10 protein-coding genes are annotated in these 23,673 nt (G+C 44.6%); 5 read left to right on the plus strand and 5 right to left on the minus strand.

What is annotated here, in order from left to right:
* Nucleotides 1-93 precede the first annotated feature (93 nt).
* Both ITG12_RS02670 and ITG12_RS02675 read left to right on the plus strand, forming a co-directional pair.
* Nucleotides 94-1,647: a trypsin-like serine protease gene (locus ITG12_RS02670; protein WP_248873570.1), complete on the plus strand. Its 1,554-nt coding sequence runs from the start codon at nucleotides 94-96 to the stop codon at nucleotides 1,645-1,647.
* 305 nt (nucleotides 1,648-1,952) lie between these two features.
* On the plus strand, nucleotides 1,953-3,383 hold the full coding sequence (locus ITG12_RS02675; RefSeq protein WP_045406308.1) for a bifunctional NUDIX hydrolase/phosphatase PAP2 family protein: 1,431 nt from the start codon (nucleotides 1,953-1,955) through the stop codon (nucleotides 3,381-3,383).
* 57 nt (nucleotides 3,384-3,440) lie between these two features.
* On the opposite strand, the gene ITG12_RS02680 is transcribed toward ITG12_RS02675, so the two are convergent.
* Nucleotides 3,441-4,250: a Cof-type HAD-IIB family hydrolase gene (locus ITG12_RS02680; RefSeq protein WP_038880884.1), complete on the minus strand. Its 810-nt coding sequence runs from the start codon at nucleotides 4,248-4,250 to the stop codon at nucleotides 3,441-3,443.
* Nucleotides 4,251-4,414: 164 nt separating this feature from the next.
* On the opposite strand from ITG12_RS02680, the gene queE reads away from it, so the two are divergent.
* Nucleotides 4,415-5,065, plus strand: coding sequence for a 7-carboxy-7-deazaguanine synthase QueE (gene queE / locus ITG12_RS02685; protein WP_248873572.1), 651 nt, complete (start codon nucleotides 4,415-4,417; stop codon nucleotides 5,063-5,065).
* Between the two features lie 14 nt (nucleotides 5,066-5,079).
* Entirely contained in the window at nucleotides 5,080-5,778 is a 699-nt protein-coding gene (queC, locus tag ITG12_RS02690) for a 7-cyano-7-deazaguanine synthase QueC (RefSeq protein ID WP_038867603.1), read from the plus strand.
* On the opposite strand, the gene ITG12_RS02695 is transcribed toward queC, so the two are convergent.
* The 4 genes from ITG12_RS02695 to ITG12_RS02710 all read right to left on the minus strand — a co-directional run bounded on the left by ITG12_RS02695 (nucleotide 5,735) and on the right by ITG12_RS02710 (nucleotide 10,289).
* Nucleotides 5,735-7,702, minus strand: a complete 1,968-nt coding sequence (locus ITG12_RS02695; protein WP_248873574.1) for a GGDEF domain-containing protein — start codon at nucleotides 7,700-7,702, stop codon at nucleotides 5,735-5,737. The genes queC and ITG12_RS02695 overlap by 44 nt on opposite strands.
* A gap of 191 nt (nucleotides 7,703-7,893) precedes the next feature.
* Nucleotides 7,894-8,247 carry a DUF2750 domain-containing protein gene (locus ITG12_RS02700; RefSeq protein ID WP_038867608.1) on the minus strand — a complete coding sequence of 118 codons (354 nt, stop codon included), beginning with the start codon at nucleotides 8,245-8,247 and terminating at the stop codon, nucleotides 7,894-7,896.
* A 113-nt stretch (nucleotides 8,248-8,360) separates the two neighbouring features.
* Nucleotides 8,361-8,975, minus strand: a complete 615-nt coding sequence (locus ITG12_RS02705) for an OmpA family protein (protein ID WP_061035775.1) — start codon at nucleotides 8,973-8,975, stop codon at nucleotides 8,361-8,363.
* Nucleotides 8,976-8,978: 3 nt separating this feature from the next.
* Nucleotides 8,979-10,289, minus strand: coding sequence for a TolC family outer membrane protein (locus ITG12_RS02710; RefSeq protein ID WP_038867610.1), 1,311 nt, complete (start codon nucleotides 10,287-10,289; stop codon nucleotides 8,979-8,981).
* Nucleotides 10,290-10,692: 403 nt separating this feature from the next.
* Between ITG12_RS02710 and ITG12_RS02715 the strand changes: the two genes are divergently transcribed.
* The gene (locus ITG12_RS02715) at nucleotides 10,693-23,610 is read left to right on the plus strand and encodes a tandem-95 repeat protein (protein ID WP_248873575.1); all 12,918 of its coding nucleotides are present in this window, start codon (nucleotides 10,693-10,695) and stop codon (nucleotides 23,608-23,610) included.
* Nucleotides 23,611-23,673 lie beyond the last annotated feature (63 nt).

The following is a 23,673-nucleotide window of genomic DNA, read 5'->3' on the forward strand; positions in this document are numbered from 1 at the left end:
CTCATTCTCATCCAAATTGGTGATGTTGTTTTTGTTTGCTTGTTTTGTAAGTGGCACATGAATAGTGCCTCATAAAACAAGAGGAAAATAACATTGAACCTATCAAAAACCTTACTTGCAACGGCGTTATTGCCAATGTCGGTAAGCGCAGATCAAGTCACGGATACACAAAACATTGAAATTCAGCCTGATATCGTGGGTGGTATCACGGCTAACCCCAATGACTGGGAATTTTATACGCAGATAGTCAGCCGCAACGGTAATCGTTCTTTCTGCGGGGCGAGTTATATTGGGGATGGTTTCGTACTCACTGCTGCTCACTGTGTTGACGGTGACACACCAAATCAAATAGCAGTAAAAATTGGTGGTGTGATTTATAACGGTACTGATGGTGTACGTTCCAACGTCAGCCAGATCTATATTCATCCTTCTTATAATGCTTCTACGCTTTCTAACGACATCGCATTGCTTAAGCTCAGTTCAATTCCCTCTGGTGTTGCGAAAGTGGATATAGCCACAGGCAGTGTCTCGCAATATGCAGGTGTCGGTGATTGGTTAACCGTCGCTGGCCTAGGCCGAACTTCGGAGGGGGGCAGTTCACCAACCGCGCTGCAAGAAGTGGATGTTCCTCTGGTCTCTGATGCGACTTGTCGACAAGCTGGCGGTAATTACACCACGGTTGGCTCCGTATCATTCTGTGCGGGTGTTCCACAAGGTGGCATTGATTCTTGTCAGGGAGACAGCGGCGGTCCCATCGTCATTAAGAACAACGGTCTCGTCACTCAGCTAGGTATCGTCAGTTGGGGTATAGGTTGTGCCCGACCGGGTAAGTACGGCGTGTATAGCGACATTGCGGCGTTACGCAGTTTTGTTGATGGCGTAGTAGGTACGACAACGCCTCCGACAGATAATGTTTCTGTTGGTTACACGGCAAATCAGACTTTGAGTTCTTTTAAAGTGGGCGAGCTGAAGCAACACAGTTTCAGTATTCAAAATATCGGTAATGTCGCGTTTACTGTAGAAAATGTGGGACTGCAAAGTTCTGGTGTCACAAAATCTGCGATGATCACCAGAGACCAATGTGCACAATCGACACTCAATGCAGGCGGCTCGTGTCGTGTCGATGTGGAGTTTGGCGCTTCTCAAGTAGGTGAGGCGAGCGTCGCTTTGGCTTTTGGTATCGATAAAACGAGTACTACATACCAAGCAGTGGCTACAGCTTCCGCTACTAATACAACGACACCGCCTCCTGGTAGTTGTGACAATGAATGGAAAGCGAGTGGCGTATACAACACGGGTGAAACCGTTATTTGGGCTGGTCAATTATGGCAAGCGCAATGGTGGACACAAGGTGATAACCCATCAGAATCTGGTCCATGGGGAGTATGGCAGTCAATTGGTAGCTCAGATTGTTCTGGGACTAATCCTCCTGTAGAGCCTCCAACAGAGCCAACACCACCAACGCCGCCATCTTCGGGTGGTGCATATCAAGCTGGTGCTAACTACTCTGCGGGAGATGTGGTAACAAATAATGGTTCAAGTTATCAATGTAAGCCTTGGCCAAACAGTTTATGGTGTGGTTCGACTCCAAGTGCTTATGAGCCGGGCGTGGGCTCAGCTTGGACAGATGCATGGTTAAAGCTGTAAAAGTATAAATGAATCATAAAGAGAGTTTATTTGTTGTCGACAATAAGCTCTCTTTCTTGTTTCAATTCTGAGAAGGCGTAAAATCCACGTAAATTCCTCTGACGTTAACTTAATATAACTGGCAAAATCGCAGCCAATATTTCGAGTTATGTCTGATTTTTGTCAGAACTATTTTGAAGAGTGTCGCAAAGCGTTTTTTGACATGTGTGCTAAATGTACAACTGGTTACTTAATTTATGTCGAAAAATATTGGTAATCCTGCCATCATTGCGCGTGATTCTCTTCTTCATTAAAGGTTGTATTTTGTGCTGAGACAGTTGTTTTTTCTCATCCTGTATTCCATTTCATTGTTTGTTTCCCCTATATCTGCTGCGAATCCCCTTCCTGAAGACGTAAAAGGGGCGCTATGTGTTGTCCGAGCAGATAACAAACTTGTACTTATCCATGAAATATTGACGAATAAAATTTCGCTTCCAGGTGGCACCATTATAGAAGGTGAATCTCCTAAACTGGCCGCGCAAAGAGAAACGTGGGAAGAGACGGGGTTAGTTGTTACGGTTGGAGAGGAGCTCGGCAAAACAGATACGGCGATTTTTTACGATTGCGTCTCTGATTCTGAAGTTATCGCTTTTTCGATGGCTAATGCTATGGATGGGAACGAACTGCCTATATGGTTTGCTCCGCATTATGGCGTCGAAGTGGCGTCTGCAATGTTATTGAACCCAAGCGATATGGCGTCTTCTTTGTATCGCTATCCATCACAGTGGAAAGATGTGGCTGGCTTTTATTCAAAAGCGACCGATCAACCCGTTGTTTATGTAAACCAATTAATTGAGTCAGCACCTAAATTTCGCCAGTTAGAACTCTCTTGGATGGTAGATCTTCAAAGTTGGGTCAGCTCGTTTTCAATGACAAGTCGCGATACGGCATGTGAAATTGCGAAGCTCGTGACCAGTTTAAGTAATCCAACATTTTTGCTGTTTTTGTTCCCGTTCGTCATGATGAAGTTTGACAGTCGATTTGTATATCGATTGTTTTTTGCAATCACTGCGACGTCTTTGATGACGTTAGTTGCTCAACAAGGGTTCTCTTTACCTAGGCCACACGTCTATATGCCAATGGCGGAATTAACGCACAGTTTTGGCTTTAGCTTCCCAAGCTTGCCGATCGCTATTTGGTTTTGTGTCATGACATTTATGTTCCAAAGAACAAAAAGCTTTGGATTGAATCGCATCACTTTCTTAGTTGCAATGGTAACTTTGGCGGTTATGGTATGTAAGTTCTTCTTGGGTACTGCATTCATTCTCGACATGCTAATTGGTGCGTTAATGGGGGCACTTGTGGCGTGGCACATTTTGCGTTTGGAAAGCAACCCAGAAGTTAACGTGGACCACCTATTAAGCTCGAAGGGTATTTGGTTTGTAATGACAGCAATCACCGCAGCTATCGCGGTAATTTGGCCCCTCCCTGTATTTACAAGTTGGTTGGCTATTCTGATTACTGCTTCTGCTTTAGTACTGACGTTTAAAGAGTCTGAAATTCGATTTGAGCGCCAACAGATGCTGTTTGTGATTTTGGCATTACTTCTTGTGGACCAGTTGTATTTGTATTCTGAAACGGTTGTGTCATTCAGCGGCTTTTGGTCGTTAGTATTTAAAACCTTCCACTATCCGTTGTTGATGTTGATTTTTATAGTACTTGCGAGAAAGCTCACGACTCGAAGCAAAAACGCTTAAGCAACATTTAATAAAACAAAGCCTCGCTAAGTGCGAGGCTTTGTTGTTTGGGCAGCGTTATGTGTTAAGTACAAATTTCTCGATCGATTTTGCTACACCGTGGTCATCGTTGCTTACTGTGATGTAGTCTGCGATTTGTTTGGTTTCTTCCATTGCGTTCGCCATTGCGATACCAAGACCTGCGTATTCAAGCATGTGGTGGTCGTTCTCGGCATCGCCCATACAAATCACTTCTTCAGCTTTGATGCCTAAGTATTCTGCGATTGCCGAAACACCGACGCCTTTGTTGCTTGATGGATTCAAAAACTCCAAGAAGAAAGGCGCACTTTGCACAACTGTAAACTCTTGTTTTAGCTCTGCTGGTAGGGCTGAGATAACTTCAGTTAGTTTGCTTGGCTCTGCAACCATCATTGCTTTAATGATCGCGTGATCATCTTCTAGCGCGTCGAAGTTCATTTCGGTAATTTCAAGACCGTTAATTCTCGCTTCGATGTCTGTGTAAGGGTTGCTTTCTTCTGTGATTAGGCCGTGCTCTTGGCTAAATGCGTGAACATAAGCGCCAAGCTCTCGTGCTTTACGTGCGATCTTCTTTGCTGCTTTGCCATCGATGATCTGCTGGTGGATGATTTCTTCTGTACCAATGTTTTTTACCATTGAGCCATTGTAGTAAAGCACGAAGTCTTTATCGGAATTGATGTTCAATTCGTCAAGTTTGTCTTGCATACCCTCAAGAGGGCGACCAGATGCCAATACGACAGTCACACCGGCTTCGCGAGCTTTGGCTATTGCCTGTTTGTTCTCATCTGAAATTACTTTGTCGCTGTTTAACAACGTACCGTCCATGTCGAGGGCGATCAGCTTGTACATCTTTACTTACCTTAAAATTGGGGAACCCGTGTATGAAACTACAAAAAGACCTATTTTAACAATTTATTTTTGGTTTAAATTGACCTGAGTGCGCCTCTCCATTAAGGTCTTCGCCTCGAAGTATTGTGAGTTGAGTGAGTTCTACGTTGTATAAGCTAAATGAGATGTTTGAAACCATCCAAGGGGAAGGGGTTTTCACCGGTGTGCCAGCGGTTTTCGTGCGTTTGCAAGTATGTCCGGTTGGGTGTTCTTGGTGCGATACGAAACAGACTTGGTACGCAGAAGAAGAAGACCAGCGCCAGATCGGTGATATCTTGGTGAAAACAGAAGATTCTCCAACGTGGTGTTTCGCATCTGCGGAAGACATCGTAGCTGAATACAAAAAGCAGAGCTTTAATGCGAAGCATATTGTGATCACTGGTGGCGAACCATGCATTTATGATTTACGTGCTTTGACGGCTGTATTTGAAGAAATGGGTTGCCAATGCCAAATCGAAACCAGCGGCACTTCAGAGGTCGTGACTTCAGAAAGTACATGGGTGACGGTGTCACCTAAAATTGCGATGAAGGGTAAGTTGCCAGTATTAAAGAGTGCTTTGGAGCGAGCGAATGAAATTAAGCATCCGGTTGGCACTCAAAAAGACATTGATCAGCTTGATGCATTGTTGGCGTCAGCAGAAATTGCAGAGAAGACTGTAATCGCACTTCAGCCTATCAGTCAGAAGCCTCGCGCTACACAACTGTGTATTGATACCTGTGTTGCTCGCAACTGGCGTTTGTCGGTTCAAACTCATAAATACCTTAGTATTGCTTAAGCTCGGAGAGAAAGATGAAAAAAGCAGTCGTTGTTTTCAGTGGTGGGCAGGACTCTACAACATGTCTGGTTCAAGCATTAAAAGAGTTTGACGAAGTACATGCCATCACATTTGATTACGGTCAGCGTCATAAGCTGGAGATTGAAGTGGCTGAAAAAGTTGCAAAAGATCTTGGCGTTGCTGCACACAAAGTGATGGATGTTGGCCTGCTGAATGAGCTGGCGATAAGCTCTCTGACACGTGATGACATTCCAGTTTCTCATGAACTGCAAGAAAACGGTTTGCCGAACTCATTCGTTCCTGGCCGCAATATTTTGTTCCTAACGCTTGCTGGCATCTACGCTTATCAAATTGGCGCAGAAACCGTCATCACGGGCGTTTGTGAAACAGATTTTAGTGGCTATCCAGATTGTCGTGATGACTTCGTAAAGGCGATGAACAGTGCTCTTGTAAAGGGCATGGATCGCCAGTTTGAAATCAAAACACCGCTAATGTGGCTGAACAAAGCAGAGACATGGGCGCTGGCAGATCAATATGATGCGTTGCAACTAGTCCGTGAAAACACGCTAACGTGTTACAACGGCATCATCGGTGATGGTTGTGGTGATTGCCCGTCATGCGACCTGCGCAAAGCGGGCTTAGATGACTATCTGAACAACAAAGACGCAGTTACGCAGTCGTTGATTCAAAAGCAGAAGACGGAAGGTCAATAGGCTCGTTGTAAGCATCAATCATAACGTTGTGCCCACTTTGCTTCGTTTGATATAAAGCTTGGTCTAGTATCGAATACAGTTCATCAAAGTTCGTTAATGGTTTTGATGTAGACAAATAGGCCAAGCTTGCTGTTACACTCAGTACCGTAGCATTTTCAGTTTTGATCTGCTTATCAGATATCGTTTTGTGTAGGCTTTGAACACGAAATGGCACGTCGATCTCATCGACATTCTTCAGAAGTAAAATAAACTCTTCACCGCCTAACCGCCCAAGATATTCCCCTCTATTCAACTTAGCTCTAATCGCTTTGCATACGTGCTTTAATACGATGTCGCCAGTAGGGTGGCCATATTGATCATTGATAGACTTGAAGTTATCGAGATCGATAAGCGCTAAAACATAACGCATGTCTTCGGGCGCGTTGATTGTTTGTGCTCTAATTTTCTCAATAATTGTACTTCGATTAAGTGAACCGGTAAGACGATCTAATTTCGATTTTATGTTCGTTTTTCGTTGAATAAATAGGGCGACGAATAGCAAAGTCAGTAAGCAGAAAATGACGAAGTTATATGCTCTTTTTTGTTCTGCAAGCTTTTCGACTTCGAGTAACTTTAAGTTGCGCTCATTATTTATTTTTGTTAGCTGCAACTCGTATTCATATTCATTCTTGGTTAAATCGAGTGCCTCTATTGCTTTGACATTGTTTGCATCACGGTTCGCAAGTTCTAGCGTGGCGTAATCTTGATAATGAGATAGGGCGGCAAGATGGTTGCCCTGTTCTCGATAGGTTTGCGAAAGCAAAAGTTGGGCCTTAGCTTGCAATGCTGAATTTGAGTTTTCTGTCGCAAGTTCAAGTGCGGCAATACCATGTTCTAGCGCTTTTGCGAGCATTGTGTTTTTTAAGTATGCAAACCCTGCCGCCAAATGACTTTCTGTCTCTAAGCGTTTGTTTTCATATCGTTTACCGAGCTCTAGTGCGTTCCTGATGTAAGGTACAGCACTTTGTAAGTTTCCTGATTCAACGTACGCAGAACCAAGACCAAGATAGGTCAAGCCCTTACCGTATGGGTAGTCCATGTTTTCTAAGATAGTTAGTGCATTTTTGTAGTGACTAATGGCCTTATCATAGTCTTTAGATTTGTTATACATAGCCGCAAGACTGTGTTCGACCTGAGCAACTTCAAGCGGGGAGGCTTCAAGCTGTCGAGCGAGGAGCGCTTGAATAAGGTACTGTTCTGCTTGTTCGTACTGCCCAAGTACACTCAACAAATTGCCTACATCATTGTAAACTCCTGAAGGATCGCTTTGCGTTGGCATTTTGGTTAACAAGCGACGATAAAGCTCTAGAGCTACATCGTATTCGCCGCGGTAATCGAAGTTATTAGCAATAACGCGCAGAGCTAGATCACTTGGGAAACTTTCTGGGTGGTCGATTGCTAAATGATTGTTCAAAGAAGAGCAGAAGAAATTGGCTTTGTGGTACTGACCTTGTTGATTCAAGGTGTAGCACAATTGATAGTTCATTAAGGCTTTGCTTTCTACATCCTGATGCTGCTTGGTGCTTTGTAGCAACGCGGTGAAAAGGTTGACAGAATCATCATAGTTGCCTTGTTTACGTTCTTTTAGCGCTAAAATGTATCGAGATTCTAGCTTCGCGAAACGGTTGTCTAAAATTTGGCTGCTGCCAAAGTAGGGCTGATCGATGTTGCCCATGTATTCATAGATGAGCCCGCTCACGTACAGCTTTTCACTGTCGGTATTTGCCGTGTGATAGCGATCTTGGAGCATACTCAAAGCCGATTCGACATTCGTCTTCAAAGTCGATTGATAGACAGCATGCCATTGGGTGATGCTTTGAGTGTCACTTGCGTTTGCTTGACTACCTAAAAATAGTGACGCAAGCAAAGAGAGCAGCGTACGCATAGTGATGTAACCTTATGTTCTTTCTAATATAGTTTGTTCGGTATGATATACCAATTGAGGTTGAGTCATTGTGACAAAACACGAAGGGTATAGATAATGAAATGAAGAAAACTATGCGCTCGGTCGAGCTTTATATCGAAAAGGTAAGTGAAAAGAGGAAGACCCCAGCTTGGTGCTGAGGTCTTAAAGAATTAGCTTAGGTATAGTTTAGCTAGGTCTTGAGGTTCAAGCTCTTTACCTTCTAGCTGTGCGTTCCAGTTAGCACCAACAAGAACACCATCTTCAGCAAGAGTTAAAAGCCAATCTTCAACAAAGATATCCAGAGGAATCTCTAGTACTTCAAAATCTGCCCATTCTTCAACGTTGTGTGCTTCTGCATCTTCTTTAGCAGACCAAAAAGGCATGACTTCGCTGTTTTCGAATTCAGTTGAATCGCAAGATAACCAACCTTCTTCATTGCGTAGACCCCAAACTAGCTGGTTTTCTTTTGTTTCAGCAACAAAAAGATCAAGGTTTGCTTGGATATCTGTTGTAAGTTTGCTCATTTCAAAACTCTCATTGTTATGACGCGGCTAGATTACCATTAAAGTGTCGATTCCTAAAGCATAATACGGTTTTCGTACGCTTGAAAAAACAAAAGGAGCCGAAGCTCCTTTTATTAGGTTTTTGGAAGAGTAGTGAATATGGTCCACTCTTTCTTTATCTCACCTTTATAGCCGACAACGTAAGCCGTTACTCTTCTGTTCAGTGCGTGACTCACTTCGTCGGTACCCTCTGTCGCTAAATGGGTATCACCAAAACCGACGATGCGAACTCGATTAGTATCAATACCATAACGCAATAGCGCTTCGCGAACATTATTTGCGCGTCGTTTTGAAAGGCCTAAGTTGTGGGAAGAACCCCCCACTTTACTGGCGTAACCTTGCAGTTCAATTGAGGTAGAAGGGTACTCTTTCAGAAATTCTGAGAGTTCTCGAATTTGACGACGAAATACAGGGTTTATTTCGTCTGAATCATTGGCAAATAAAACGCGGACTTGCATCTTCTCGGATGCTTTAATGTATTCACCACACCCATCATTATCGATCTCTGACGTTACCGGAGTGCCAGGACACAAGTCACGAGCATTGATCACGCCATCATTGTCATCATCTTGCAGATCGGCAATTTGCTGAGCATCTGGGGTTGGCATGTAATCATATTCATCATTCGTTGCTGCGAAGCTGGCAGAAGCAAAAATACTTAGAGTGAATAGAACCTTTGTTACTTTCATGGTTTAGTACTCCACCTTCTGATTCCACTCGGTCGGGACGTCAACACGTAATGCATTTAATAGCTGGCCAGTGGCGTTCATGACTCGATACTTTGCGTACTGTTCAGCGTATTTAGCATCTAAATAATCTTTTCGCGCTTCAAACAATTCATTTTCTGTATTAAGTAAGTCCAGCAAGGTACGTTTACCGATACGGTACTGTTTCTCATACGCGATGACGGTTTGTGAAGCAGAGTCAACGTGATCTGATAAGAATTCTTTTTGTTGTAACGTCAGATCGAGAGCACTCCATGAGAGTCTCAAGCCTTCTTCAACGTTTCTATAAGCGCGTTCACGTAAGTCTTTTGCTTTGTTTAGTTGGTAGGCAAAACTCTCTGCATTTGCTGCGTCACTGCCCCCATTGTAAAGGTTGTAGCGCATTCTCAACATCGCAGTTGTTTCGTCACCACGCCCTTCAATGCCACCAGCATCGTCACGCCATGTCTGAGCTGCTTCAACCGAAAGGGTTGGGTAATAGTTACCTTTTGACTGCTTATATTGAAACTTAGCTGAATCAACATCTGCAGTAGAAATCTTAATGACCGGATGGGAATCAAATGCCAACTCTACAGCATCATCTACCGTATATGGGATAAAGTTTTGATCGGCACGCGGAAAGGTAAGCCCTTGTGGAGATTGGCCGACAATGCGAGTAAACATGGTATGGCTATCAAACAGGTTATTTTGCGCTGCCGCTAAATTGCCGTGGGCTTTTGCCAGTCTGGCCTCAACTTGAGTCAAGTCAGCTGTTGAACCAATACCAGAGTCGACGCGCTTTTTAATGTCTTGATAAATTTTCTTGTGAACTTTCAAATTATTTTCGGAGAGTGTCAGGATTTCATAAGCCTTCACTGCATCCAAATAAACTTTAGTCACTTCTAGCGCTGTATCTTGAGCATCAGCAAGTAATTGATAGCGTACTGATTCTGCATCAGCTGCGGTTCTATCAATATCATTCAATGTTGCCGAACCATCCCAAATAAGCTGGGTAAGCGTGACAGTTGCTTCTTTACGCGTTAAATCCGTTGATTCGCGGCCCGCTTCCGCAGGATCGATACCTTCGTATCCAATACCCGCGTCAAGGTCGACAGAGGGAAGGTAAGCACCACTCGAGGCTTCATTCACATACTGCTTACTTACGAATTCATTAAACGCACTTTTTATGTCTGGGTTTGTTTTAAGCGTATTTTCAACCGCTTGCTCTAATGTTTGCCCTAAAGCAGGGCTAGCGGCGAGCACACCCAAGCAAAAGGCGTTGGCACGAGTCCACTTCACTGTGATTCTCCTAGATTGTGAATTGTCTGGGGTGAGAAATCGTTCTTATAGATAGCGACACCTCTATAGGCGTCAATAATTTAACGTACAAAGCTATTAACAATCAACTATGGAACTAGTTGCTATACTTATCGATGTGTAAGTAAATCTTCAGTTACCGCACGGAAGGCACTTTATATTCTGAATAAAGATCATATTTTCAATGCCTTATTCAGCATGGGTGTCTATATATTAGTGACGGTAGTCTCTTTTTATCACATGACACATCCTTCTGAGTAATATGTGACTTAGAAGTTGTAATTTAGTGTTAATGCACTGTCATTGCGTTATATATTCGGGCAATATATAACGAATAAGTATCAATGGTCAAAATGTTGACAGTAATTTTAGGTCAGAGGTTTATATGGATCGTACAGCCTTAGTTTCACTTGGTGGGCAATTAGTCGTAATAGGTTTGGATGGGCAGTTAAGAGCGCTTGCCGAAAACGAACAACCGTCACCTGGTGAGTTGATTGTTTCTAAAACTGGAGCTGAACCAGCCAAGCTTCAGGTTTTAGTTGCAAAACAAGAAGGGGTGCAAGACGTTTCTGACGATGTTGCTCAAATTATTGACGCTCTTCGAGAAGGGCAAGATCCAACGTTGCTAAACGAAGATTTTGCACCAGCTGCAGGTCAAAGTAACGGTTCTAGTTTGCAAACTAGCGGCACTGTTGAACGCACTGCTGCAGAATTATTAGCCGACACGGATTTTGAAACGACCGGGTTGGCAGCGCTAGGTTTTTCTGAAACTCAGAATTTGTCATTAGCTGAGCTCTACTTAAGTAATATCCGCTCTGACGAAACATCTCCGACAGTTACCCCTGTGGCGCCTGTTGCGGAAGATGACAATATTCAAACCGACGAAGATATACCTGTCACAATTGATGTTCTAGCTAATGATACCGATCAAGACAGTGAAAACTTATCTATCGAATCTGCTACCGTGCCTGATGAGCAAGGAACAGTAGAAATTGTTGATGGTGAGTTGATCTTTACTCCTGCTGAGGATTTCAATGGTGACGCAACGGTTACTTATGTAGTGACTGATGGAGAAATGACAGACGAAGCATCTGTGACAATCAGTGTGAATCCTGTTAACGATGCGCCAGTAGCAGTAGACGATATCGCTACCACCGATGAAGATACTCCGGTTACGATTGATGTTTTGCCAAATGATACTGATCTAGATAACGATACGTTAACCATCGTGAGTGCATCTGTTCCTATTGAACAAGGTATTGTTGAGATCGTAGATGGCAAACTTGTTTTCACTCCAGCGGAGAATTTCAACGGCGAAGCAACTATCACTTATGTTGTTAGCGATGGTGAACTAACAGATGAAGCAACGGTTTCGGTTACTGTTAACCCTGTAAATGATGCACCAATAGCAAATGATGACAGCGCTACGACGGACGAAGATACGCCAGTCACCATTGATGTGCTACCAAACGACACCGATGTTGACGGTGACACACTGACCATAGTGAATGCGTCTGTTCCTGCAGAGCAAGGCACCGTTGAAATCGTAGACGGTAAGCTTGTTTTTACTCCTGCAGAAAACTTCAACGGTGAAGCAACCATTAGCTACACAGTTTCTGATGGTGCATTAGAAGATGAAGCAGAAGTTTCGGTAACAGTTAATCCACTTAATGATGCTCCGACAACCGAAAATGCTATCCCATCCCAAGTTCTACCTGAGGACTTTGCTGAATACACCATTAACTTGAATGACGCATTTAGCGATGTTGACGACGCAGATAGCGAATTGACGTTTGCCGTTTCTGGTAACAGCAACATTCAAGTATCGATTTTTGATGGCATCGCGACGATTACACCAACAGCAGACTGGAATGGTTCAGAAGAGTTAACGTTTACTGCGACAGATCCTGATGGTGAAAGCGTTAGCCTGACCGTTGATTTCACAGTCAACGCCGTTGCCGACATTGTCGCTGACAGCGCGAATATCGTTGAAGACACACCAACAATTTTGAACGTGTTGGACAACGATAGCTTCGAAGGCCAATCGCCAGTTGTTAAGGTTGAATCTGGAGATGGTCCGACGAACGGCAGTGTGGTTGTGAACAACGACGGCACCATTACCTACACACCAGACCAAGATTATAACGGTGCGGATGAATTCACTTACACAGTCACTTCTGGCGGTGTAACCGAGACTACGACGGTCTCTCTAAACGTAACATCAGTAAACGACAAGCCAGTGGTTGAGAATACCATTGCAGACCAAGTTCTACCGGAAGATTTTGCTGAATATACCATCGATTTAAATGACGCGTTTAGTGATGTTGATAACTCAGATAGCGAGCTGACATTCAGCGTTTCTGGTAACAGCAATATTCAAGTCTCGATTGTCGATGGTGTTGCGACGATTACACCAACAGCAGACTGGAATGGTTCTGAAGAGTTAACGTTTACCGCGACAGATCCAAGTGGTTTGGAAGTGAGTCAGACGGTTGATTTCACAGTCAACGCCGTTGCCGATATCGTTTCGGACAGCGCGAATATCGTTGAAGACACACCAACCATTTTGGATGTGTTAGACAACGATAGTTTCGAAGGCCAATCACCAGTTGTATCCGTAGAAGCGGGCAATGGCCCATTAAATGGCAATGTGGTTGTGAACGATGATGGCACCATTACCTACACACCAGACCAAGATTACAACGGCGCTGATGAGTTCATTTATACAGTCACCTCCGGTGGTGTCACCGAAACCAAAACGGTTACGCTAAACGTTACTCCTGTTAACGACAAGCCAGTGGTTGAGAATACCATTGCTGACCAAGTTCTACCGGAAGATTTTGCTGAGTACACGATTAACTTAAATGACGCGTTTAGCGATGTTGACGATGCAGACAGCGATCTGACGTTCAGCGTTTCTGGTAACAGCAATATCCAAGTATCGATTGTTGATGGTATCGCAACTATCACCCCAACAGCAGACTGGAATGGCTCAGAAGAGTTAACGTTTACTGCGACAGATCCAAGCGGTTTGGAAGTGAGTCAGACGGTTGATTTTGCGGTTAATGCCGTTGCCGATATCGTCTCAGATAGTGCAGATATCGTTGAAGACACACCAACAATTTTGGATGTGTTAGACAACGATAGCTTCGAAGGTCAGTCGCCAATTGTGTCAGTAGAGGCAGGCAATGGCCCTGCAAATGGCAGTGTGGTTGTGAACAACGACGGCACGATCACCTACACACCAGACCAAGATTACAACGGCGCTGACGAGTTTACTTACACAGTCACCTCTGGCGGTGTCATTGAAACCACAACAGTTACGCTGAACGTTACTCCTGTAAACGATAAGCCGGTGGTTGAGAATACCATTGCAGACCAAGTTCTACCTGAGGACTTTACGCCTTATACCATCGATTTAAATGACGCGTTCAGTGACGTTGATAATACAGATAGCGAACTGACGTTTAGTGTTTCTGGTAACAGCAATATTCAAGTATCGATTGTCGATGGTATTGCGACGATCACACCAACTGCAGACTGGAACGGTTCAGAAGAGTTGACGTTTACCGCGACAGATCAAAGTGGTTTGGCTGTGAGTCAGACGGTTGGTTTCACAGTCAACGCCGTTGCCGACATTGTCGCTGACAGCGCAGATATCGTTGAAGACACCCCAACCATTTTGGATGTGTTAGACAACGATAGCTTCGAAGGTCAGTCGCCAGTCGTGTCAGTAGAGGCTGGCAATGGCCCTGCGAATGGCAGTGTGGTTGTGAACAACGACGGCACGATCACTTACACACCAAACCAAGATTACAACGGTGCGGATGAGTTTACTTATACAGTCACGTCTGGTGGTGTCACTGAAACCACAACAGTTACGCTGAACGTTACTCCTGTAAACGACAAGCCAGTGGTTGAGAATACCATTGCTGACCAAGTTCTACCGGAAGATTTTGCTGAGTACACGATTAACTTAAATGACGCGTTTAGCGATGTTGACGATGCAGACAGCGATCTGACGTTCAGCGTTTCTGGTAACAGCAATATCCAAGTATCGATTGTTGATGGTATCGCAACTATCACCCCAACAGCAGACTGGAATGGCTCAGAAGAGTTAACGTTTACTGCGACAGATCCAAGCGGTTTGGAAGTGAGTCAGACGGTTGATTTTGCGGTTAATGCCGTTGCCGATATCGTCTCAGATAGTGCAGATATCGTTGAAGATACGCCAACCGTTTTGAACGTGTTGGGTAACGATACTTTCGAAGGCCAATCACCAGTTGTTACAGTGGAATCTGGAGATGGTCCAACTAACGGCAGTGTGGTTGTGAACGACGACGGAACAATCACTTACACACCGAACCAAGATTACAACGGTGCTGACGAGTTCACTTACACAGTCACGTCTGGTGGTGTAACTGAGACTACGACGGTCTCTCTAAACGTTACTCCTGTCAATGACAAGCCAGTAGTGGAAAACACCATTGCAGACCAAGTTCTACCAGAGGACTTTACGCCTTATACCATCGATTTAAATGACGCGTTTAGTGATGTTGACGACGCAGACAGCGAATTGACGTTTAGTGTTTCTGGTAACAGCAATATCCAAGTTTCGATTGTTAATGGTATTGCGACGATTACACCAACTGCAGACTGGAATGGTTCTGAAGAGCTGACGTTTACCGCGACAGACCCAAGTGGTTTGGAAGTGAGCCAGACAGTTGATTTCACGGTTAATGCCGTCGCCGATATTGTCGCTGATAGTGCAGATATCGTTGAAGACACACCAACAATTTTGGATGTGTTAGACAATGATAGTTTCGAAGGGCAATCACCAGTTGTATCCGTAGAAGCGGGCAATGGCCCAGCAAATGGCAGTGCGGTTGTGAACAACGACGGCACCATTACTTACACGCCTAATCAAGATTACAACGGCGCAGATGAATTCACTTATACAGTCACCTCCGGCGGTGTAACCGAAACCACAACAGTTACGCTGAACGTCACACCAGTTAACGACAAGCCACTTAACGAAGACTTTGACCATAGCGCTGACGAACTTATTACTAACGTAATTTTTGATACTGATGATAAGCCTTTGGACCAAGGTTCAGAAAGCGATCATATTTCTGACGTTGAGGATGACTTAAATGGTGATGATCTTCAGATCCGAATAACAGAGCTACCTACATCTGGCACCTTGTATTTCAAAGATGAAAATGGCGATCTTCAAGAAATTACATCGGCCGATGGCTCGTTGTACAACAAAGACAGCATCTACTACGAAGCGGATAATGTTGGGTTCTTGCTTGGTATCAAAGACAGACCTAATTCTCCAAATGGAGAAGAGTCAACGACGGATTTCTACAACTGGGGTTTAAGTGCAGACGGTGGTGAGTCACACAGTCGAACCGAATATCTAGTAAATGGAGCGTCTATTGATATCTCCTCCGATAGTGGTGTGCTAGCTCAATACAACCGAGAAGTCTCACATATTGGTCATGGTATTGCTGATAACGATGGCCAAGGCATTCAGCGCGGCGAAACCATCAGCATTGATTTGTCTGAGAACCCTGTTGGCAGCGTGAATCTTGGTCTGGATGGCCTAGGAGGCTTGTTTGAGCACGGCGACAACAATGCTGCTCTTATCACGGTGACATACCTTGATGCTAACGGCACAGAGCAAACTCAAGTTATTGAGTTCTTGAAGCCAGAAGGCAACAACATGCTATTCCAGGAGACTAGTATTGGCTTCGGTAAGGATTACCCTCTACCTGAAGGGGCGGTAATTACTCAATTAGACCTCTCGACCAAAACATCTGGGAATTGGGAGTTGCGTTATGTAGAGGGCTTCCCACCTGAAGATAGTTTTGTCTACGTTGTAGTTGATTCTGGTAACGCTGAAAGTGACCCTGCAACGGTTACTATTGCTAATCAGGTTCTAGACGGCAACGTGTCGGAGAACGGTCCGGATCTATCTTTAACAGGGAACACTGTTACAGAAGGAGAAGACGTTACGTTTTCTGTGGTACTGGATGAGGCGACAGAAACGGCGGTTAAGTATCCAATAACTACATTGGCTCCAGGCTCATCGGCAAATGATTCAGACGTCAACCTATCTAATGCAACGTACACGAATGGTGTTGTTTTTGCCGGGGGCTACCTGATTGTTCCTGCCGGTGTTAGTAGCTTCGAAATCATTGTGCCAACGATTGATGATCTTGTTGTTGAAAATGACGAGACGATGGAAGTTGAAATCGGTAGCGAGTCGGGCTCATCAACAATCTTAGACAATGATAGTACATCACTTTCAGTGAGTAATGCTGGCGACGTGAGTGAAGGTTCTGACGCAGTATTCACAGTGTCGCTGTCTAACGAAGTTCAAAGTCCTGTTGTCGTCAATCTAAGTCCAAAGACAGATGGCAACTACACTGCTGAAGATGAAGATCTTGGTAACATGACGGTGACTTATATTGACGGAGAAGGGCAAGAGCAGACTCTGGATGTTAGTCCAAGTGGAGACGTTACTATTCCTGCCGGAGTTACTGATATCACGGTAACAATAACAACGAAACAAGACGATGTTTACGAAGGTGCAGAGTCTTTTGGCTTGGTGGTGACCGAATCTGGCGGTATTACATCGAACGGCGTGGCGAGTGGTGAGGCAGTGATAAAGGATGATGGCTCAGCTGTCGGTCCAACAACGCCTGATAACGATAAGCCGCTGCTATCTATCAGCGGTGGTGGTGATATTAATGAAGGGGAAGAAGCAATATTTGTTGTTTCTCTGTCTAATCAAATAGAATCACCAGTCGTTATCAATTTGGCCACGAACACGAGTGGCGCATATACAGCAGAAAACTCTGACATTAAAGATTTTGTCGTAACCTACAAAGACAGTGAAGGCGAAACGAAATCACTAACCGTTTCAGACAATGGTGATGTCACTATTCCTGCTGGTATTACTGCAATCGAAGTATCTGTTCCTACGACTCAGGATGATGTCTACGAAGGCTCTGAGAGCTTTGGTTTAGTCGCGACGGAGTCTGCTGGCATCACTTCAAATGGTTCTGCCGTTGGTCAAGCGAACATAAAAGATGACGGCTCTGTTGTGGGGCCGACAACACCAGACAACGACAAGCCTACGCTAATCGTAGATGGTGGCGGGACTGTCGATGAAGGTGAAAATGCAGTCTTTACGGTTTCGTTATCAAATCAAACTGAAAGTGCTGTTGTTGTTAACCTATCGGTAGAGACGGACGGAAACTATTCAGCAGGGGATAATGACCTTGGCGATTTAGTTGTGACTTATGTAGACACTAATGGCCAAACACAATCATTGAATGTTGATGGAAATGGGGATGTAACAATACCTGCGGGAATCCAGGATATCACGGTTACTGTGCCGACTAACGAAGATCATATCTACGAGGGAAATGAAACGTTTGGCCTCACTGTGATAGAAAGTAATGGGGTGACGACTAATGGTCAAGCAACTGGCCAGGCAACAATTTTAGACGCAGAAAGTGCACCAAAAGTCAGCATTGTCGCCGACCAAGACAGCGTCAACGAAGGTCAAACCGCAGGCTTTACTGTGAGCTTGGACCAAGTTGCTGATGAGAAAGTAACGGTTGAGTTCGAGTACTCAGGTGTTGCTCAAGATGGTACTGACTTTACTGGCGTAGCAAGTATTGAAGTACCGGCAGGCCAGTCTTCTGTCGATCTAGACATCACTACGCTTACTGACGGCACTTACGAAGGTGCAGAGTCATTTACTGTCACGATTAAAGATGTGGAAGGTGCAGACGCAACCGCTTCTACAAATAACAGTGCGAGCGTGACTATCAATGACGCCCAGCAAGCTCCGAAAGTCAGCATTGTTGCTGACACAGGCTCTACCGCTGAAGGTGGTGATGCAAACTTTACTGTAAGCATCGACCAGAAAGCGGATGAAGATGTCGTGGTGACATTCACAATTGGTGGTGATGTTGACAGCGATGATTACTCCGCGCCAAACACTTACACCGTGACTATTCCTGCGGGCCAAACTTCAGTAGACCTTGATATTGAGACGTTAGATGACGGTATCTATGAAGGCGCTGAAGATCTGACAGTGACGCTTACTGGAACGAGTGGTGCAGACTCTTCGCTGAATACGGCTTCTAAAGAGGCATCGGTTTCAGTAACAGATGCACAGGCGGCACCGAAAGTGAGTATTGTCGCCGACCAAGACAGCGTCAATGAAGGTCAAACCGCTGGCTTTACTGTGAGCTTGGACCAAGTCGCTGATGAGAAAGTAACGGTTGAGTTCGAATACTCTGGTGTTGCTCAAGATGGCTCTGACTTTACTGGCGTAGCAAGCATTGAAGTACCGGCAGGCCAGTCTTCAGTTGACCTCGACATCACTACGCTTACTGATGGAACTTACGAAGGTGAAGAGTCATTTACTGTCACCATTAAAGACGTGGAAGGTGCGGACGCAACTGCCTCTACAAACAACAGTGCGAGCGTGACTATCAATGACGCTCAGCAAGCACCGAAAGTCAGCATTGTCGCTGACACTGGCTCTACCGCAGAAGGTAATGATGCGAACTTTACTGTAAGCATCGACCAGAAAGCGGATGAAGATGTCGTGGTGACATTCACGATTGGTGGTGACGTTGACGGCGATGATTACACCGCGCCAAACACTTACACCGTGACTATTCCTGCCGGTCAAACTTCAGTCGACCTTGATATTGAGACGCTAGATGACGGTATCTATGAAGGTGCTGAAGATCTGACAGTGACGCTTATTGGAACGAGTGGTGCAGATTCTTCGTTGAATGCGGCTTCGAAAGAGGCATCGGTTTCTATCGCAGACGCTCAGCACGCACCGGAGTTTATTTCTGACGGTGATCTTCCTGGCGATGCAGCAAACAATGATGTTTATGACTTTGGCACCGTAAATGAAAACAGTGTTAGTGGCACTGTTGTGGGTACGCTTGTTGCTGAAGATCTAGATAACGATGAACTTACTTACAGTTTTGCTGATGGAACAACAACGAACGGCCTATTTGATATCGACCCATCGACGGGTGAGGTTTCACTCAACAAGACTATTGATGATGTTGATTTAGGCGAATATACATTGCAGGGGAAGGTTGCCGATGGTACGGGTGGCGTAGACACTGCAGAGGTTAATGTTTCACTTGTAAACGTGAATGATGCACCAGAAGCTTCGCCTTCGTCAGTTACCACTCTAGAAGATTCCCAAGTCACTCTGGATTGGGCATCATTTGGCGTCACGGATGCCGACTCAGAAACATCGACGCTGTCTGTCCAAATTACGTCGCTTCCTAGCGACGGTGTACTTGAGTACAAAGATGAGCAAGGAAATTGGCAGACGGTTCAAACAGACCAAGTATTGAGTAAATCGCAGTTTGATGCCGATAGTGTACGTTTCACTCCAGAGGTAAACGAATCTGGTGATGACAGCTTCACTGGAAATGGAGTTGGTAATCAAGAAGGGAGCTATGCGCAAATTGGTTTTAAACCAACGGATGGGGAAGATACGGGGCAAGAATCTGTATTGACGATTGATGTTACCCCAGATGCAGATGCGCCGAATTTGGTTACAGTGACTCCAGGGTTATCTCTTCCTCAACAAGATTTCAACGTGACTTCTTGGACAAATGTCATTATTGGTTCTGATAACGGTCAAGGTGTTGCGGGACAAGTTTTGGTTGATGCTATTGAAGCTTTAGATTTAGAAGATGGCAGCCAATCGACCACCACCAATGTTCAGGATACCGCGTCAGGTGCAACAGCAGCGGATGAAGCCGTATTAGTGACAGCATTAGTCTACCTAGAAGCTGGTACAAGCTACGACTTCGTAGGTACCGCTGATGATAGTTTAGCAATTAAAATTGGTGGAACACTTGTTGATGAGGCTCGCTGGGGTAATGGGAGTGGCGACATTAAAGGTGGTGAATTTGTACCTTCTGTTTCCGGCTTTTACGCAATAGAGATTTATCATCACAACCAGAGTGGGCCTGGCAATTTTAATGTAGATGTCTCTATCAATGGCCAAACGCCAGTTAATTTAAGTAACAGCAACTTGTATGTGGTGAGTGACTCAGTTGCTTTGGATGCAATCGATGCAAGAACTTCTGAGTTAAAAGAAGTGGACGGCGTTCAGTTCTATGAGACGTATGAAGTCAATGAAGGGTTGCAAGATACCGCTATTCCAATTTCAGAAATTCGAGCAAGTCTGACTGATACTGATGGCTCTGAATCACTTGCAGTGACATTAAAAGGTTTGCCAATTGGTGCGGTGCTCTCTGATGGAGTGAATTCTATTACGGTAGCGACAGTGAACGAAGCACTGGATGTTACAGGATGGTCACTTGACTCTTTGACGGTGACACCACCAACGGGATCGCACGATGACTTTACCATTACGGTAACGGCGACAAGTACAGAAAGCTCGAATGGTGATACTGAAAACTCACATGCCACGATTAATGTCGTCGTGCATGAAAATCTAGCGACAAACACAACTAGTGATGTTGGCATCACGAATGAAGATGTGTCGCTACAGGGTAACGTTTTATTGAATGATACTGATGGCGATAATGTCCTATTGGTCGACCATATTACCGTTAACAATACAGACTACGCTGTTGGTGAAACGGTCTCGCTAGATAGTGGTTCATTGGTGGTAAACCAAGACGGTAGCTACAAGTTCGAACCGGTTGAACATTGGTCTGGTGATGTTCCATCGATTACATACACCACGAATACTGGCGCAACAGAGACATTGGATATTGAGGTCGTTGCTGTCGCAGACGCGCCAAAAGTTACGATTTCAGTTGGCGATATTTCAAAGAACGATGCGGTTGATTCAAACCACAGCCTAGTTACATCAGCGATTGATAGTACCAAACCTCAGAATGCATCAGTTGCTGCTGGGCTGGGGCTAGACAGTGTTTATCAAGAAGACAATCCACCAGCAAACGTAATGCTCGGCAATAATAACGACATTTCAGATACAGATAGTCTGTTTGTTGGTACCGATTACAACGATACCTTCTATGGTGGTGGCGGTGACGATGTCTTTGTTGGAGGTGGGCAGAATGACTCATTCTATGGTGATGATGCTTCAACCATCACGGAACACGATGGGACAGATACGGTTTACTTAACAGGTAACTTTAGTGACTACGAGTTTACCTTCAAGAATAACCACGGTGGTGATGTTCCATACTGGATCTTCTTGGATAACCGCTCCATCGATTCGGTTAATGACAATACAGGGCAAGAAGACCGTGGAGATCACTTATATGAGATCGAGCGTGTCGTCTTTGCCGACAAAGTAGTAGAACTTAACCCTGACGGGACTTATCAGATACTGCAAGATCGTTGGATTCCTATCGATATTAATGTCGATTTAGTCGACGCTGATAGCAGCGAGAGCTTGAACCAAACTGTTCTCATCGACGGCTTACCGTCGGGCGTAGAGCTATACGTAAATGACCTGATAGTTACTCCAGAGCTCAATGGCAGTTACCTTGTCAATATCGATAGTCAAGGCCACGCATCGTTGGAGATTAAAGTACCATTCGATTATGAAGGCAGCTTTGATTTTCCTATGAGTGTTACCGCAACGTCTGTAGAAGCATCAAATAATGATGCCGCAACGACAACGGAATCGGTTGACATTACTGCTCGTGAGTTTGAGCTTAAGTCAGGTTCGCACGGCGATGACACGATCAAAGGTAATGCCGACAATGACCTCATTGTTGGTGATGTCCAAGGTTTAGAAATCATCGCAGGACAGGATTACAACATTGCGTTTGTGCTTGATACGTCTGGCAGCATGGGCAGCTGGGTTGGTAGTGCAAAAGATGAAGTTCTGGACGTTTTTGATGAGCTACTTGCATCCGTTAACCAAGGTGTTGAGCCTGGTACGGTAAACATATTGCTTTCTGAGTTTGCTACTGGGGCGACGAAGGTGATTGAAGTGGATCTGAGTTCTGCAACTGCAAGAACTGATTTTGTCGAGAAACTCAATAAGATCGGTGATTACGGTAGTGGTAATACGAACTATGAATCTGGTTTGCAATCGGCAGTCGATTGGTTTGGTACTCAGCCAAACGTCAATGGAGAAAATATCACATACTTTATTACCGACGGTCAGCCAAATACATACGATAACCTCGACAATATAAAGCGTCCTGAATTCTCTAAAGTCATACTTGATGTGGGTGACGATGGGCAGCTTGTTACGTTGCAAGATGTGGTTAATGATAACAGCTATAGCTTTGGTCAAACCGTTAGTTACAAAGGTAACGTCTTAATCAACAGTGATGGGCATCTTTTCTCTCCTCAAACGGGGCAGAAAATCGGTGATATAGACCGTAAGAATGGAATCCTTGAATACGATGACAGAGGTGGAAGTTCCGTTCAGGCTCAGCATATGTATCAAGTTCTAGCTCTCCTTTCGAGTGTGGAGGCAATCGGTCTGGGAAGCGGCGTATCGGAAAGCATACTGCAACAATACGACACCGATGGCGTTGTCGAATCAGAAATTGATGTTACGAAACTTGCAGAAACGATACTTGGTCAAGATGTTCCATTGAAACAAGGTTCGGATATCATCCGCGGTGGAGAGGGTGATGACATCCTTCTTGGTGACTTGATCGAGTTTGGTGGCAATGAACAGGGAATCAGTGCAATTCAATCCCATGTCGCACAAGAAACTGGTCAAGATATTTCTAAAGTTGATGCCGAAGCTATTCATACTTATGTGAAAGATCATATCGATGAATTTAATCAAAACCACCAAGGAGATAAAGCAGATTCACTCTATGGAGAACAAGGTGACGACATCTTATTTGGTCACGGCGGGAACGATATCTTGGTCGGTGGCGAAGGGGACGACATCCTTATAGGTGGTTCTGGTGATGATATCTTTAAACTTGTCGATGACGGTTCCGGAATTCGAGATGGTGAGATTGATACGATCACAGACTTCACTAAAGGCGAAGATAAGATTGATATTTCTGATTTGCTTCATACTGATAATTCAGACTCTATTGATTCACTACTTGCGAACAATGAGATTGGGTTGGAAGCCGATGGAGAGAACCTGATCCTAACGATTTCAGAATCGGATGGTTCATCTAGCCAGAAACTCGTGATTGAGGGAGGCTCAAGTCAGTACGGTGAATACCTTAACGATGGCGTATTATCCCCAATAGATGGCAGTGCAATCTTGAATGATCTGCTTAAGATCAACGATTTATCTAGTAACTAGGTAAACCGTAAGGCAGTACTATCAATCAAAAAGGTCTAGTAAACACTAGACCTTTTTAGTTTA

Origin of the sequence: Vibrio sp. ED002 (assembly GCF_023277445.1) — a bacterium.
Lineage (GTDB): Bacteria > Pseudomonadota > Gammaproteobacteria > Enterobacterales > Vibrionaceae > Vibrio > Vibrio jasicida.

Coding starts and splice junctions, on each gene's coding strand:
- ITG12_RS02680 (WP_038880884.1), bottom strand. CDS start 4,250: ATGTACAAGCTGATCGCCCTCGACATGGACGGTACGTTGTTAAACAGC.
- queE (WP_248873572.1), top strand. CDS start 4,415: ATGTTTGAAACCATCCAAGGGGAAGGGGTTTTCACCGGTGTGCCAGCG.
- queC (WP_038867603.1), top strand. CDS start 5,080: ATGAAAAAAGCAGTCGTTGTTTTCAGTGGTGGGCAGGACTCTACAACA.
- ITG12_RS02695 (WP_248873574.1), bottom strand. CDS start 7,702: ATGCGTACGCTGCTCTCTTTGCTTGCGTCACTATTTTTAGGTAGTCAA.
- ITG12_RS02700 (WP_038867608.1), bottom strand. CDS start 8,247: ATGAGCAAACTTACAACAGATATCCAAGCAAACCTTGATCTTTTTGTT.
- ITG12_RS02705 (WP_061035775.1), bottom strand. CDS start 8,975: ATGAAAGTAACAAAGGTTCTATTCACTCTAAGTATTTTTGCTTCTGCC.
- ITG12_RS02715 (WP_248873575.1), top strand. CDS start 10,693: ATGGATCGTACAGCCTTAGTTTCACTTGGTGGGCAATTAGTCGTAATA.